This is a genomic window from uncultured Planococcus sp., assembly GCF_947501725.1.
Classification (GTDB): Bacteria; Bacillota; Bacilli; order Bacillales_A; family Planococcaceae; genus Planococcus; species Planococcus donghaensis_C.
This window is the reverse complement of sequence record NZ_CANMXD010000004.1, coordinates 207,015-221,686: the sequence shown is the minus strand read 5'-3', so window position 1 is coordinate 221,686 and position 14,672 is coordinate 207,015. Positions and strand designations below refer to the sequence as shown.

14 protein-coding genes and 1 other RNA gene are annotated in these 14,672 nt (G+C 46.8%); 13 read left to right on the top strand and 2 right to left on the bottom strand.

From position 1 onward, the window contains the following. Positions 1 to 11 precede the first annotated feature (11 nt). Genes Q0785_RS07695 through Q0785_RS07665 form a run of 7 tightly spaced genes read left to right on the top strand, consistent with a single transcriptional unit; the run spans position 12 to position 4,937 of the window. The gene (locus Q0785_RS07695) at positions 12 to 182 is read left to right on the top strand and encodes a YpmA family protein (protein WP_191714259.1); all 171 of its coding nucleotides are present in this window, start codon (positions 12 to 14) and stop codon (positions 180 to 182) included. A gap of 8 nt (positions 183 to 190) precedes the next feature. Continuing rightward, a complete protein-coding gene (locus Q0785_RS07690; protein WP_298828020.1) occupies positions 191 to 667 on the top strand; it encodes a DUF5590 domain-containing protein in 477 nt (158 codons plus the stop codon). Between the two features lie 15 nt (positions 668 to 682). Beyond that, on the top strand, positions 683 to 1,873 hold the full coding sequence (locus Q0785_RS07685) for a pyridoxal phosphate-dependent aminotransferase (protein ID WP_298828017.1): 1,191 nt from the start codon (positions 683 to 685) through the stop codon (positions 1,871 to 1,873). Between the two features lie 31 nt (positions 1,874 to 1,904). Next, positions 1,905 to 3,200 (top strand): asparagine--tRNA ligase, encoded by a 1,296-nt coding sequence (asnS, locus tag Q0785_RS07680; protein WP_298828014.1) that lies wholly within the window; start codon positions 1,905 to 1,907, stop codon positions 3,198 to 3,200. 29 nt (positions 3,201 to 3,229) lie between these two features. Beyond that, on the top strand, positions 3,230 to 3,931 hold the full coding sequence (locus Q0785_RS07675) for a DnaD domain-containing protein (RefSeq protein WP_223632756.1): 702 nt from the start codon (positions 3,230 to 3,232) through the stop codon (positions 3,929 to 3,931). A 12-nt stretch (positions 3,932 to 3,943) separates the two neighbouring features. Next, positions 3,944 to 4,624 (top strand): endonuclease III, encoded by a 681-nt coding sequence (gene nth / locus Q0785_RS07670; protein ID WP_298828006.1) that lies wholly within the window; start codon positions 3,944 to 3,946, stop codon positions 4,622 to 4,624. Continuing rightward, entirely contained in the window at positions 4,599 to 4,937 is a 339-nt protein-coding gene (locus Q0785_RS07665) for a YpoC family protein (protein WP_298828003.1), read from the top strand. The genes nth and Q0785_RS07665 overlap by 26 nt, the downstream gene beginning before the upstream one ends. Positions 4,938 to 4,980: 43 nt before the next feature. Here Q0785_RS07665 and Q0785_RS07660 read toward each other — a convergent pair whose 3' ends face one another. Continuing rightward, positions 4,981 to 7,692 carry a penicillin-binding protein 1A gene (locus Q0785_RS07660; protein WP_298828000.1) on the bottom strand — a complete coding sequence of 904 codons (2,712 nt, stop codon included), beginning with the start codon at positions 7,690 to 7,692 and terminating at the stop codon, positions 4,981 to 4,983. Positions 7,693 to 7,726: 34 nt separating this feature from the next. Beyond that, a complete protein-coding gene (gene recU, locus Q0785_RS07655) occupies positions 7,727 to 8,338 on the bottom strand; it encodes a Holliday junction resolvase RecU (protein WP_298827997.1) in 612 nt (203 codons plus the stop codon). Positions 8,339 to 8,692: 354 nt separating this feature from the next. Between recU and Q0785_RS07650 the strand changes: the two genes are divergently transcribed. From Q0785_RS07650 to Q0785_RS07625, 6 genes are all read left to right on the top strand, one after another. Then, positions 8,693 to 9,061, top strand: coding sequence for a YppE family protein (locus Q0785_RS07650; protein WP_298827994.1), 369 nt, complete (start codon positions 8,693 to 8,695; stop codon positions 9,059 to 9,061). Further along, positions 9,054 to 11,324: a DEAD/DEAH box helicase gene (locus Q0785_RS07645; protein ID WP_298827991.1), complete on the top strand. Its 2,271-nt coding sequence runs from the start codon at positions 9,054 to 9,056 to the stop codon at positions 11,322 to 11,324. Before Q0785_RS07650 ends, Q0785_RS07645 begins: the two co-directional genes overlap by 8 nt. Positions 11,325 to 11,330: 6 nt before the next feature. Beyond that, a complete protein-coding gene (locus Q0785_RS07640; RefSeq protein ID WP_298827988.1) occupies positions 11,331 to 12,578 on the top strand; it encodes a ribonuclease H-like domain-containing protein in 1,248 nt (415 codons plus the stop codon). 65 nt (positions 12,579 to 12,643) lie between these two features. Next, positions 12,644 to 12,937, top strand: a complete 294-nt coding sequence (gene gpsB, locus Q0785_RS07635) for a cell division regulator GpsB (RefSeq protein ID WP_223632736.1) — start codon at positions 12,644 to 12,646, stop codon at positions 12,935 to 12,937. 48 nt (positions 12,938 to 12,985) lie between these two features. Next, positions 12,986 to 13,365: RNase P RNA component class B (gene rnpB / locus Q0785_RS07630), an RNA gene on the top strand. A gap of 167 nt (positions 13,366 to 13,532) precedes the next feature. Then, a complete protein-coding gene (locus tag Q0785_RS07625) occupies positions 13,533 to 14,669 on the top strand; it encodes a class I SAM-dependent RNA methyltransferase (protein ID WP_298827981.1) in 1,137 nt (378 codons plus the stop codon). Positions 14,670 to 14,672 lie beyond the last annotated feature (3 nt).

Sequence of the window (14,672 nt, the reverse complement as noted above, 5' to 3'; positions counted from 1 at the left end):
AGGGCACATACATGGAATCGAAAATTGAAGTGATCTCCACAGTGGAACTTACGTATCAATCAGATTTATATAAAGTGGTGGACGCCTTGAACCGCACCTTGAAAGACAAAAATTTAATGTTCGGGCTGGCGCTCGATAAGGAAGATTCTGAAAAAGCGATTTTTACAATTTATAAAACATAGGTGATGAAATGAGACAATGGATCACATTCATACTTGGTTTTTTATCTTTTTTGGCAGTAGCCATCATCATCCTGGTATTGTTTCTTGGCAATAAACCTTATTCGGAAACGGAAGGCCAGGCAATTGACCGTGCAAAAAGCGAGCAGTTGATCGAAGAGGTGGAACGGGCGTATGTCTATACCAATTCCTCTGCTTCTGTAACCGTGCTTGGAACAAACAGCAAAGGTGAATTGACCGCTGTTTTTGTGCCGGAAGGTGAAGGCAAGATGCAGACGATGCTATTGGATGACAAAATCACTGCTCAACAGGCACGTGAACTTGCCCTTGCAGAGATGGATGTCAAGAAAATCCTGCATACCAAACTCGGTATGGAAAGCGATGGGCCGGTATGGGAAATCGCTTTTTTGAATAAAGAGGACAGCTTAAATTATGTCTATTTAACAGCTGATGATGGAACATGGTGGAAACGCATATTGAATTTGTGAAAGGGCGGAAAAAATTTGATCAACTTAGCGAATCGTGTACAAACTCTAACACCCTCAACAACTTTGGCAATCACTGCAAAAGCAAATGAATTAAAAGCTCAAGGAGTCGATGTCATCGGTTTGGGAGCCGGGGAACCGGATTACAATACACCGGCAAATATTCTGGAAGCCGCTTATCAGTCGATGAAAGACGGCAAGACGAAATACACGCCAGCAGGCGGACTGCCCGCTTTGAAAGAAGCCATCATCAATAAGTTGCAGCGGGACCAGCAATTGAGCTACCAACCGAAAGAAGTCATGGTCGGCATCGGGGCAAAACATGTCCTTTACACTTTATTCCAGGTATTGCTGAATGAAGGCGATGAAGTGATCATTCCGATTCCTTATTGGGTCAGCTATCCGGAGCAAGTGAAATTGGCACAGGGCGTTCCGGTATACATAGAAGCGACAGCCAGCCAGGAATACAAGATCTCTCCGCAGCAATTGAGAGAAGCTGTGACTGATCGGACGAAAGCCGTCATCCTCAATACACCGAGCAATCCGACTGGCATGATCTATTCCAAAGAGGAATTGGAAGCGTTGGCCGAAGTTTGCCGGGAATTTGATATCCTTATCGTTTCGGATGAAATCTATGAAAAACTAATCTATGGGGATGTGGAGCACACATCCATCGCAACTCTTTCGGAAGATGCAAAAAACCGCACGATTTTGATCAATGGGGTTTCAAAATCCCATTCAATGACAGGATGGCGCATCGGTTATGCAGCAGGTGATGCTAAATTGATCAAAGCCATGACCGATTTGGCGAGCCATTCCACATCAAATCCGACAACTACTTCTCAATATGCAGCAATTGAAGCCTATAATGGACCACAGGACACCGTGGAAGAAATGCGTCAGGCGTTTGAAAGACGTTTGACTGCTATTTTTCCGAAACTGCAGGACATTCCAGGTTTCAACGTGATCCGTCCTCAAGGCGCGTTTTACTTATTGCCGGATGTTTCGGAAGCGGCCGCGAAAACCGGCTACGCTTCCGTCGACGATTTTGTAACAGCTCTATTGACGGAAGCGAACGTTGCGGTTATTCCCGGCTCGGGATTCGGAGCGCATTCGACGATCCGCCTATCCTATGCAACGTCACTTGAAACGTTGACGGAAGCTGTAGAGCGGATCCATCAATTTGTTACATCTAAATGGAAAGACTAAGATCACATTATTTTTTGGAGGCTATCGCTGGATGAAAAAAATTACCATTGCCGAAATGGCTAAATATAACGGACAAACAGTAAAACTGGGAGCTTGGATCGCCAATAAGCGTTCAAGCGGAAAAATTGCATTCCTGCAGCTGCGCGACGGTTCAGGATTTGTACAGGGTGTGGTCGTAAAAGCTGAAGTGGGCGATGATATCTTCGCAGCTGCTAAAGCCTTGACACAGGAAACGTCTCTGTATGTAATAGGGGAAGTAAAAGAAGATGAGCGGTCTGCATTCGGCTATGAGCTGGCTGTAACAGGCATCGAAGTGATCCACGAAGCGAAGGATTTCCCGATTACGCCAAAAGAGCATGGAACAGAATTCCTGATGGATAACCGCCATTTGTGGCTGCGTTCACGCAGACAGCATGCCATCATGAAAATCCGCAACGAAATCATCCGTGCGACATATGAATTTTTCAATGACAATGGCTTTGTGAAAGTGGATCCCCCAATTTTGACGGGTTCATCTCCAGAAGGAACATCTGAATTGTTCGCAACAAAATATTTTGACGAAGATGCGTATTTGTCGCAGTCAGGCCAGCTTTATATGGAAGCAGCTGCAATGGCGCTTGGAAAAGTATTCTCATTCGGACCTACTTTCCGTGCCGAGAAATCCAAAACACGCCGCCACTTGATCGAATTCTGGATGATCGAGCCTGAAATGGCCTTTGTGGAACACGGAGAAAGCCTGGAAGTACAGGAGCAATATGTTTCCCATATCGTCCAGTCTGTTTTGGACAACTGCAAATTGGAATTGGAACGTCTGGAAAGAGACGTATCGAAACTTGAAAAAATAAAAGCACCATTCCCGCGTGTATCTTACGATGATGCAATCAAATGGCTGAATAAAAACGGCTTTGACGACATCAAATGGGGTGAAGACTTTGGCGCGCCGCATGAAACGGCCTTGGCAGAAAGCTATGATATGCCGATTTTCATCACCAATTACCCGATCGGCATCAAGCCTTTCTATATGCAGCCGCATCCGGAACGCGATGATGTCGTATTATGTGCAGATATGATTGCACCGGAAGGATACGGAGAAATTATCGGCGGATCTGAACGGATCCATGATTATGAGCTGATGAAGCAGCGCATTCAAGAACATGGGTTGGATGAAGAAGCTTATGCCTGGTATTTGGATCTAAGCAAATTCGGCGCTGTTCCACATTCAGGGTTCGGCTTGGGCCTTGAACGCACAGTTGCTTGGATCAGCGGCGTGGAACATGTCAGAGAATCAATTCCGTTCCCACGACTATTGAACCGCTTATACCCATAAAAAATAATAAATGGAAAGGTGGTTGGGATATGAAACAACCTAATCGGCTGCAAACGTGGATTGAGCAGGGAAATGTTAACATTTCCCAGCTTTTTTTTCAGTTTTATAAAGAACTGAAGATCACAGACGAAGAAGCCATGCTGCTCATGCATATACAGGCATTTCAACAAACCGGGAACCAGTTTCCGACGCCTGATGAAATCGGTGCGCGCATGATGACTTCGCAAAAAAGCGTAACGACTATGCTGCAGAAATTAATGCAGCAAGGATATTTGGCAATTGAACAAACGACTGAAAACGATGTATTGACAGAAATCATTTCTTTGCAGCCTTTGTGGGATCGAGTGCTGGATTGTATTTACAAAGAACAGCATGAAGTGAAAGAAAACACCCAAAAAGAACTGGAAGGGGAAATCTTCCAATTATTCGAGCAGGAGTTCGGACGTTTTCTTTCTCCAATGGAAATCGAAACCATTTCGATGTGGATGGACCAGGATGGCCATACGCCGGAAGTGATCCGGATGGCATTGAAAGAAGCGGTCATTTCCCAAAAAATCAGTCTCCGTTATGTGGACCGGATCCTATTCGAATGGAAAAAGAAGAACATCAAAACCTCTACACAAGTCACTAAACACGCGAGCTCTTTCAGAGAGAAAAATATACGGATTCAGCCGACAGAGAACGTTGCAAAAAAAGTTCAGTTTTATAATTGGCTGGAAGACCGCAATTAGAAGGTGAAGTAGATGATGTCCAAAAAAGAATGGCTTGCTTGTCTAGATGAGATGGACCGAATGTTCCCGGATGCCCATTGTGAATTGGTCCACCGCAATCCTTTTGATTTGCTGATTGCGACGCTCTTGTCCGCTCAATGCACGGACAAGCTGGTGAACCGGGTAACGGCTGACTTATTCCAAAAATACCATACACCTGAGGATTATGTATCGGTATCCTTGGAAGAGCTGCAGCAGGATATCCGCTCCATCGGCCTGTTCCGCAATAAGGCTAAGAACATCCAGGCGCTGAGCCGGATTTTGATCGATGAATACGGCAGCATCGTACCAGCTGATCGGGATCTTCTGATGACGTTGCCGGGAGTGGGGCGCAAAACGGCAAATGTAGTTGTTTCAGTGGCTTTTGGAATTCCCGCTTTGGCGGTGGACACTCATGTCGAACGGGTCGCCAAACGTTTGGGGTTGAACCGCTGGAAAGACAATCCGCTTCAAGTGGAAGAAACGATCATGAAAAAAACACCCGCTGATGACTGGTCCAAAACGCATCACCAAATCATCTTTTTTGGCCGCTATCACTGTAAATCACAGAATCCGGGCTGCCATATCTGCCCGCTGTTCGATCGTTGCCGTGAAGGGCAGAAGCGTGAGAAAAAAGGACTTGTTAAACGTGAAATCGTCACAGAAATTAACTAAAGAACAACTAGAGCCTTTTTTTAAGGAATGGAATCAGCTATCAACAGAATTAGCCGATCTCCATCGCCAGCGAAACAGGGGAGCAAAAGCTGCCATGCAAGTCGGGCTTAAGGTATACAATTCCTTGTTGGCCCATTGCCGTGAAGCTTTGCAGGATGAGAGATTCGAACCCTTGAATGGCTTAGAGCGATTATTATTTATCGAGGCATCCCCGGGCACTTATGCTGCTTACCGCCAGATGGACGAGCTGTTTTCAGAATTGAAGAAGACACTTGCAAGAAAGCGGATCGAACTCAGCCGTTTAAAAGAATAGAACGAAAAACCCCCGAATGCTTGATTCGGGGGTTTTTGCTGTGTTAGTTAGTATCTTCACTGTCGGCTTCGCCGTCTTCGGAATCATTGTTCCCATTCCCGTTTCCGTTTTCATTGCCATTCCCGTTGCCATTATCAGCATTATTGTTCCCGCTGCTGTTGACAGAAGGCGTTTCGCCTTCCTCTTCTTCAGTCGGGTCTTCCGGTACATCAATTGGCTCATCTTCGGCTGGCTCTTCTTCTACGGGTTCTTCTTCGGCGGGTTCTTCTTCAGCCGGTTCTTCTTCAACCGGCTCTTCTTCGACCGGCTCTTCTTCGACTGGCTCTTCTTCAACCGGTTCTTCTTCAGCCAGTTCTTCTTCAACTGGCTCTTCTTCCGGTTCTTCAGGAGCAGCAGCAATTTCTACAACAGTCGAAGCAGGATCGCTTCGTTGGGTGCTGTTGACAGCCACAACACGGAAGGTATAGCTTTTACCTTCTTCAAGGCCATTGAAGGTATAGGACTGGCTTGATGAAGTGTTGAGTACGGTACGTGAACCATCAACCTCGACCGATACTTCAAAGGATACATCGTCGTCGCCGTGATTCCATGATAGCTGCGCTGCATCACCTTCCACATTTGCACGCAACCCGCTTGGAGCATCCAGGTCTTCAACGATATAGCGTTGCGAAACTGAATTCGGTTCTGTGCCGCGGGCGAATAATTCAGAGCTGCGCATGCTGTAAGGTGTAAAAGCACTGGCCAATTTTAATGGATCAGAGCCTACTTCTACCACTTGCTCAGTTACTGATTCTGGCTGTTCAAAACGGGCTGTCTCTGGAGAAGAAATCTCTGACATTACACTTTTGAACAATCGTTGGGATAACAGCCGTTCATCTGATGCTGTATCCATCGGTGTCTTCCGGCTAGGATAGCCACTCCAGACGGAAATGGAATAATCTGTTGTGTAACCCGCAAACCAAATATCCGGTGCGGAGCTGCTATCCAGTCCAAGATCTGTTATTTCATCAGTCGAATAGTTGGTTGTACCAGTTTTACCAGCCATATCAAGACCGTTGATGGCGGCTTCTTTGCCTGTAGATCCTGCAATATTCGTATCCACTACATCTCTCAGGATATCCGTGACCATATATGCAGTGCTGTCTTTCATCGCCTGCACTGGCTCGGGTTCGACGACTTGTTCGGTCGAACCATCACGGAAAACAATTTTCTTGATTGTATGCGGTTCAATGAACTCGCCTTTGTTTCCAAGGGCTGCAAAAGCACCTGCCATTTCGACAGTTGAAAACTCGGCGGATCCCAAGGCTGTCGATTCAAAGATACCTTCCATGTCGAGTCCGACATTCTTCATGAATTCACCGGCATTTTCAGAACCGACTTCCTTCAAGGTTTTAATGGCTGGAATATTACGTGAGCGGTAAAGTGCTTCACGGATCGTCATAGTTCCAAGGAACTGTCCATCTACATTCCGGACATCCTGGCCACCATCATCGTAAGAATAAGGCTCATCTACAATCGTCTGGCCGGTTGACCATCCAAGGTATTCGATAGCCGGACCATAATCCAGCAGGGGCTTAATGATCGATCCTACCTGGCGGCTTTTTGCGGTAGCATAATTATGGCGCACATCGCCGGTGTATTCGCGTGCGGCCCCAACTGCGCTGATTCCGCCTGTTTTCGTATCGACGACAGTAATGGCCGATTGGACATTTTCATCGAAGAACAAATCGGAAGCCATCGCTTCATTGACTTTTGTCTGGACATAAGGCTCCAGCGTCGTGTAGATCGTCAAGCCTTCATCAAGCGAATAATCGCCTTCTAATGATTCAAGCTCGTTTTCAACCATTTCCATGAACGCTGTGTGTTCGCTGCTGGCCGTCTGAGGCTGGCGTTCGCCTTCAGGAACCAATGAATCGGCAACGGGTGCTGCCTGTGCCTGTTCTTTTTCTTTCGTACTGATTTTCTCGTGCTGTTCCATCAGGCTCAAAACGACATTTCGCCGTTCTTCTGCACGTTCAGGGTTAGTGAACGGATTATAACCATTGGGACTTTGAGGCATACCTGCAAGCAAAGCCGATTCAGCGAGAGTCAGCTCACTCAGTGGCTTGCCGTAAAAATATTCTGAAGCAGTTCCGAAACCATAGATATTTCCGGACATCAGAATCTTATTGAAATACATCTCGAAAATTTCCTCTTTTTCGTATTCACGTTCCAGCTTGAATGCCAGGTAAGCTTCCTGCGCTTTTCGTTTTAAGGTCTTGTCATTTGTTAAAAATGAATTCTTGATGACCTGCTGGGTGATGGTGCTGGCTCCCTGTGAGCCGAAGCCGCCGGTGATGTTTGCAATGACTGCGCCACCTAAGCGGATGACATCGATTCCGGAGTGTTCATAGAAGCGATTATCTTCCGTCGCTAAAATGGCATTTTCAATCGATTCGGGAATATCTTCATAATCGACATACTCCCGATTTTCGGCGGTGATATAAGGGATTTCGGTTTCACCGTCTGCTGCATAGAAAGTCGGGCTGATCGGATCGCGCAATAATTCTTCATCAAGGTCTGGCGCGCTGCTTGCATAGTAAGCAAACAGGGAGGCTCCGAAGACGAAAACGGCTATGCCGATGGCGACAATTGCCAGCAGGATGCGCTTCATCCATGTCACTGCAGGGGATTTCTTTTTCTTTTTGTTATTGGTCTTCTTTTGGCGTTCGATTGCTTTGCGGCGCTCTTCACGCGAAATTTGTTTATCACTCAAAATCGGTTCCTCACTTTCATATATATGATGATGCTTAAAGCTTATTCAAAAGAGGCAAATAATCGATGCGTGGGAATGCTCCAGGTGTTATCTCAAATGAAGTTTCTTCAATTTCCTGCAAAGTAACCGATTTTCTTCCGCCTGTCATCATCCGGTTCCAAAAAACCTCGAGTTCTCCAAACGGCATGATGAAATACCGCTGCCATGAAGAGAATCGAATGATCATAAACGCCGTACCATTCTGCTTGACTACTTGGGACATGTGATGAATCTGGTGATCATGAATATTCTTCAATGGGAAGGATGTCTTGTTTTCCGTTTCCTTTGCTTCAAAGTCGATGTACCGGCCGTTCCAAACGCCGTTGTAATCTGTCGTGGAAGGAGCCTGGAAGTACGCTTCCCGGATGACAGCTGCACTTCTGGAAGGGTACTCAACTCTGACAATCTGAAGGGGCACCGGTTTTTTATGGATGACGGCCAATCCGAGCTGAAGGTAATAATCATTGGTTTCATTCAATTCGTCTTCTAATGTCTTGCCGCGGTTGCTGAAGGAGAAATCCTTCTTCTTTTTTGCGGCAGTTTTTTCTTTAGCAGGTTGGTCTTTTGACGGAGTGAATTTTTTTCCGTTCGGGTAATTGATTGCCATTGTGATACACCTCGCTAACTCTATCATATCACAAGCTTTTAGACGACTGATATGATGAAAGGTTTCAACTGATTAAGTTGAGGCTGAGACCGTTGCCTATGACTGTTCCGTGATTCTGTTTCACATACTCTTGAAGCTGTTTCCGGTATCGCTGTGCAAGAGATCGCTGAGAGGCGAAGGCAGCTGAACAAATCAACTCGGTACTCTATAGTTCAACTTTAGAGTCCACCCTATTTATATCTTTTAATAATAGCGGATTTCTTCGCACGTTCCAACAGGAAAGAATGTCTGTTCGATAAAAGTCGTGTCGCTTTAGTGAATATGATAAACTAATGGCAATGGAGGGGTTGCAAAATGACAGTTAGAGAACTCTCTTCTGCATTATATGACGAATGCGGAAAATGCTTGGACCGCTTTTATGAAATGCGTGAAAAAGACGCGGTTCCTGATTTTTACGAGGATGTTAAACCATATGCCGATTACTGGCATGGAAAAATAAATGAATGGCAAAAAGAATCATTGCTGTATATTCAGCAAGAACGCCCTAAGTATGTCCATAAGCCAACAATTGACACAGCGGCGGAAGGCATGACACAATTTTTTGTCCAAAGTTTTTACAAGGAGACAAGCAAGAAACGCTTTATCCAGACAATCCAGGCGGCTCAATACACGCTCCAGACATTCATCTTAGCCATCGATGAAAAGAGTGCTGAGAATGATTAAGCGTAAAAACCTGCCTGAGTTGATGGATGAATGGAAAACAGAACCGGATATGATGGAACGGATTGTCCATTGGCATACCAGGCAGGAAAAACCTGCCCAATACGCAGACTTTCCACCGGAAATGCACGACAGCCTAAAAGCGGCTCTCCGTAAAAAAGGCATAGAGCAGTTGTATACCCATCAGCGTGAAGCGTTTGATTTGGCGACTTCCGGTAATTCGTTCACTGCCGTAACACCGACAGCATCAGGGAAGTCCTATTGCTATCATTTGCCGGTCCTGCACAAGATTTTAAACGATCCGGGTGCACGGGCTCTGTACTTGTTTCCGACAAAAGCATTGGCGCAAGACCAGAAAAGTGATCTGCATGACTTGATCGAGAAGACCGAAGAGTCGATTCTATCCTATACCTATGACGGAGACACGTCACCGGCGATTCGGACCAAGGTGCGTAAAGCCGGACAGATTGTCATGACCAATCCGGACATGCTGCATTCCGCCATCCTGCCGCATCATACAAAATGGGTCTCTCTTTTCGAGAATCTTCATTATATAGTCATCGATGAATTGCATACGTACAAAGGCATATTCGGCACACATGTGGCGCATGTTATCCGCAGACTCAAAAGGATCTGTGAATTTTACGGCAGCAATCCTGTCTTTATCTGTACATCCGCCACCATCGCCAATCCAAAAGAGCTGGCGGAAAACCTGAGCAACAGCACTCATAAGCTGATTGACCAAAACGGGGCACCTTCAGGCAAAAAGCATATCGTCTTCTACAATCCGCCGATTATCCATCCGACTTTCGGTGTCCGCAGAAGTGCGATATTGGAAGTCCGCGACCTGGCGACCCATTTGATCAAAAATGGCATTCAGACCATCGTCTTCGCAAAGAGCCGTGTCCGTGTCGAGATGCTGGTGACGTATCTGCAGGCGATCACTAAAATGAAGCTGCAGGACGACTCGATCAAAGGCTACCGGGGAGGCTATTTGCCGACGGAACGCAGAGCCATCGAAAAAGGCTTGCGTGACGGTTCGATCCAATGCGTGGTATCCACCAATGCATTGGAGCTTGGCGTCGATATCGGACAGCTTCAGGCCTGCATCATGACGGGATATCCCGGCAATATCGCCAGCGCCTGGCAGCAGGCAGGACGAGCTGGACGGCGGCAGGATGAATCGCTGGTGATCTATGTGGCCCAGTCGACAGCACTTGATCAATACATCATCAACCATCCGGAATATTTGCTGGACCAGTCTCCGGAAGAAGCACGCATCCACCCGGAGAACATCATCATTCTGATGGACCATTTGAAATGTGCTTCTTTTGAATTGCCATTCCGCATCGACGATCAATACGGGGAGTTCGAAGTCCAGGAACTGCTCGAGTACCTGCAGGAAGAAGGGGTGCTCGTCCGGACATCGGATCGCTGGCATTGGATGAGCGATCGTTTCCCGGCACATGACATTTCACTGCGGTCAGCTTCGCAGGAAAATGTCGTCATCATCGACCAGTCTGTTCCTGCAGACACACGTGTGATCGGTGAAATGGACCGTTTCAGCGCCATGACATTATTGCATGAAGAGGCGATCTACCTGCATCAGGGCACACAGTTTCAAGTGGAGATCCTGGACTGGGAAGAAAAGAAAGCTTACGTCAGGGAAGTCGACGTCGATTATTTCACGGATGCGAATCTGGCAGTGGAACTGAAAGTGATGAGTGAAGACAAGGACAAGAAGATGAACGGCTCGGAAGTTTTTTACGGGGATATCGCGGTACTCGCGATGCCGACGATTTTCAAGAAAATCCGTTTTGATTCGCATGATAATATCGGTTCCGGACCGATTTCACTGCCGGCGGAAGAGTTGCATACTTCGTCGACGTGGCTGAGTTTCACGAAGCCGGAAGATTTTTCGGAAGCGGAATTGTCGGATACAATGACCGGAGCTGCCTATGCGATTGAATCGTTTATCCCGATATTCGTTCAATGCGACCGGCGGGATGTTCATGTCGTGCCGCAGGTGAAATCGCCGCATAACGATATGCCATCCTTTTTCATCCACGATTCCTATCCGGGGGGAATCGGCATCAGCGAGCGGATTTACGATTTATGGCGGCCTTTGCTTGATAAAGCCCGGCAGCACGTCTCGGAGTGCCCTTGCTTGGACGGATGCCCGTCCTGCATCGGTGCACAGGATGCTGCCGTCAGCATGAAAGGGCATGTCATCCGGTTGTTGGATGAGCTTCGCAAAGAGAGGTGAAGAAGGATGTCGTTTGAAAATAAGCTTCTCCAGATGAAAGGCTTGTTGAAGAATAAGCCTACCCAGAAACAGCAGCCAAAAGCGGCAGAGCGGCCGCTGCACGAAGATAAATGGAACAAAACCGGATTGGAGCTCGTCGAAAACAAATTCGGTTTTGTCTTCCGGAAGAAAATCATCTATCCTCTTGATACCCGTCATGGATCTGTTATCCTGAACGAACTGGACCCGGTACTGAAAGCATGGGAGAATACGGATTTTGACCACCCTTTCAAGCTGAAAGAAGAGGATCCGCTCGTCTTCTTCGATACGGAAACGACAGGGCTCAGCGGTACGGGTGCCTATATCTTTTTGATCGGCCTATTGGTGAAGCGCAGCGATCATTTCGAGATGATGCAATACATCATGCCGGACCCGTCGCATGAAGCGGCGTTTCTCTATGAAACCGGTCTATGGAAAACGGGTGATCCCATCATCTTTTCCTATAACGGCAAAAGCTTCGACTGGCCGCAGCTGACGTCCCGCTGGACCATGCACCGACAAATTCTTCCGAAATTGCCGGTGCCTCGCCAAATCGATTTGTTCCATGGCACCAAACGGATCTGGAAGAATGAATTGGCCCGGATGAAGCTGAGCACCATCGAAGAGGAGAAGCTTGGGTTTATGAGACAGGGGGATGTGCCCGGCTACCTGATTCCCGCTATTTATCTCGATGCAGTGAAGAGCGGTTTTCCGGACGGTCTGGCAAAGGTTCTGTACCATAATGAACTGGATATCCTGTCACTGGTGTCGTTGTATGTATTGTCATCCAATTTGCTGATGGAGGATATGGAATCGGAAACGAGCGGCGCCTACACAAATATCGGCAAATGGTATGCCGACCTGAAGCAGTTCGACCAAAGTGCGGCTTATCTCGAACATGTCACCGTCGAAAGAGGAGCTTCTTCCGCATTAGCGCGTTATTTACTGGCCATTCAGAAGAAAAGGGCTGGCCAGCCGGAGGAAGCCGTTAAATTGTTCAAGGAAGCTGCTCCTCACCTGCGCGGCAGCATCGAAGTGGAAGCATGGATCCATGCTTCCAAATTGTACGAACATCAATTGCGTGATCTGGACCAGGCAATCATCATGGCCGGCTTTGCGAAAGAAGCAAGCGAGCACACGAAAGTGCGTCAATCGCTTATTGAAGACATCCGTAAAAGATTGGCGCGCCTGGAAGAGAAAAAGCGAAAAAAACGCCCGGAACTTGAAGAGAACTAAACACGAAAAATCCACCTTATGCTATACTTAGCGTAAGGTAGTTTTTTTATGGAAGGACGATTGGAATGGAAAATAAATTCACATCTAAAGATATACTTGAAAAAGATTTCAAAACAGCGATGCGCGGTTATAATCAGGATGAAGTGGACCATTTCCTGGACGAAATCATCCAGGATTACGAAGCTTTCTCGAAGCGGATCGAACAACTTCAAAATGAAAACAAACGCTTACGCATGGAATTGGAAGATACACCAAGAAAACAGGCGACACCCGCTCCGGGCACAACCAATTTCGATATTCTGCGCCGTTTGTCCCATTTAGAGAACCATGTTTTCGGAAACAAACTGGACAACAACTAAAACGATTGTTTTATTGCATCAAATGACGTATACTTATAAAGCCATTTGAAATTCTGGCAATCGCTCCGGCTTTTTAGCTGGAGAGGAAAGTCCATGCTCGCACGGTTCTGAGATGACCGTAGTGATCGCGCCCAGTGAAACAATAAGCTGGGGCAGCTAGCAATAGCTGACGGCGGGTAGAACGCCTAAGTCTTCGGATATGGCCGAAATACCCTGAAGGTGCCACAGTGACGGAGCTGTATAAGAAATTATACAGGTGGAACGAGGTAAACCCCGTGAGCGAGAAACCCAAATTATGGTAGGGGCACTTTTCTGAGGGAAATGAACCGATGAAGAGGCAGACGCAAGTTTGCAGATAGATGGTTGCTGTCCACTAGTACAAGGTGCAAACCGTTTGAGTACGTGGAAACAAAACATGGCTTATAGAATTTCACATGGTCTTAAAATGCTTATCAAAGGCTCCCCTTTTGGGGGAGCTTTTCTTCATATTATGAGACGAACTAGTAAAGAGAATAGATTTTTTGAAAAGATCACTTCAATAATAATCCACAAAAAATGAAATCTGAAATAGTGAACAACTGGAGAGGGAGTCGTTATGACAACATTTAAATTGCTCGCAACCGCCGCGATGGGTCTTGAGTCCATTGTAGCCAACGAAGTAAAAGAATTAGGGTATGAAACGGAAACTGAGAACGGCAAAGTATTTTTTGAAGGAAATGAACGCGATATCGCCAAAACGAACCTATGGCTGCGGACAGCTGACCGTGTCAAGATCATTGCTGGGGAATTCAATGCGTATACCTTTGATGAACTGTTCGAACGCACAAAAGAAATCGAGTGGGAGAAATTCCTGCCGGTGGACGCTGAATTCCCGGTACAAGGGAAATCGGTTAAATCGACTTTGCACAGTGTGCCGAACTGTCAGTCCATCGTTAAAAAAGCGATTGTTGAGCGTTTGAAAAAAGCCTATCACCGCAATTCCTTTTTGGATGAAACCGGACCACGCTTTAAAATAGAAGTATCGATTTTAAAAGACAAGGTCCAACTATCCATCGATACAAGTGGAGCTGGCCTTCATAAACGCGGCTACCGCCTGGATCAGGGTGAAGCACCATTGAAAGAAACCTTGGCTGCGGCCTTGGTGAAATTATCACGTTGGACTCCCGACCGTCCATTCGTGGATCCATTCTGTGGTTCCGGAACCATCGCTATCGAAGCGGCGATGATTGGACAAAACCTGGCGCCTGGCTATAACCGCGATTTCGACAGCGAAGAATGGCCATGGATCGGACAGGGAATTTGGGATGAAGTCCGCGAAGAAGCGGAAGAGTTGGCGAACTATGACCAACCCCTTAACATTCTGGGGACAGATATCGACCATCGCATGCTGAAGATTGCGGAAGAAAATGCCCGGGAAGCCGGTTTTGCCGACTTGATCCAATTCGAGCAGCGCCAAGTGAAGGATTTCACAACAACCGAAGAAAACGGTGTTGTCGTCGGCAACCCGCCTTACGGAGAGCGTCTTGGCGAAATTGAAGTCATCGAAGAAATGATTGCTGACATGGGCCGCGTTTTTGCGCAACACCCGACATGGTCAATCTATATGCTGTCTTCCATGGGGCGTTTCGAAACCCTATACGGACAGCCAGCTACGAAGAAGCGTAAATTATTCAACGGGTTTATCCGCACGGATCTTTTCCAATTCTGGGGAGAACGTTCAAAAAATAAATGAGAC

Bases quoted from the DNA above. Each gene is read 5' to 3' on its own strand.
- nth (WP_298828006.1), top strand. From the start codon at position 3,944: ATGATGTCCAAAAAAGAATGGCTTGCTTGTCTAGATGAGATGGACCGA.
- Q0785_RS07695 (WP_191714259.1), top strand. From the start codon at position 12: ATGGAATCGAAAATTGAAGTGATCTCCACAGTGGAACTTACGTATCAA.
- Q0785_RS07675 (WP_223632756.1), top strand. From the start codon at position 3,230: ATGAAACAACCTAATCGGCTGCAAACGTGGATTGAGCAGGGAAATGTT.
- Q0785_RS07690 (WP_298828020.1), top strand. From the start codon at position 191: ATGAGACAATGGATCACATTCATACTTGGTTTTTTATCTTTTTTGGCA.
- Q0785_RS07640 (WP_298827988.1), top strand. From the start codon at position 11,331: ATGTCGTTTGAAAATAAGCTTCTCCAGATGAAAGGCTTGTTGAAGAAT.
- recU (WP_298827997.1), bottom strand. From the start codon at position 8,338: ATGGCAATCAATTACCCGAACGGAAAAAAATTCACTCCGTCAAAAGAC.
- Q0785_RS07625 (WP_298827981.1), top strand. From the start codon at position 13,533: ATGACAACATTTAAATTGCTCGCAACCGCCGCGATGGGTCTTGAGTCC.
- gpsB (WP_223632736.1), top strand. From the start codon at position 12,644: ATGGAAAATAAATTCACATCTAAAGATATACTTGAAAAAGATTTCAAA.
- Q0785_RS07650 (WP_298827994.1), top strand. From the start codon at position 8,693: ATGACAGTTAGAGAACTCTCTTCTGCATTATATGACGAATGCGGAAAA.
- asnS (WP_298828014.1), top strand. From the start codon at position 1,905: ATGAAAAAAATTACCATTGCCGAAATGGCTAAATATAACGGACAAACA.
- Q0785_RS07645 (WP_298827991.1), top strand. From the start codon at position 9,054: ATGATTAAGCGTAAAAACCTGCCTGAGTTGATGGATGAATGGAAAACA.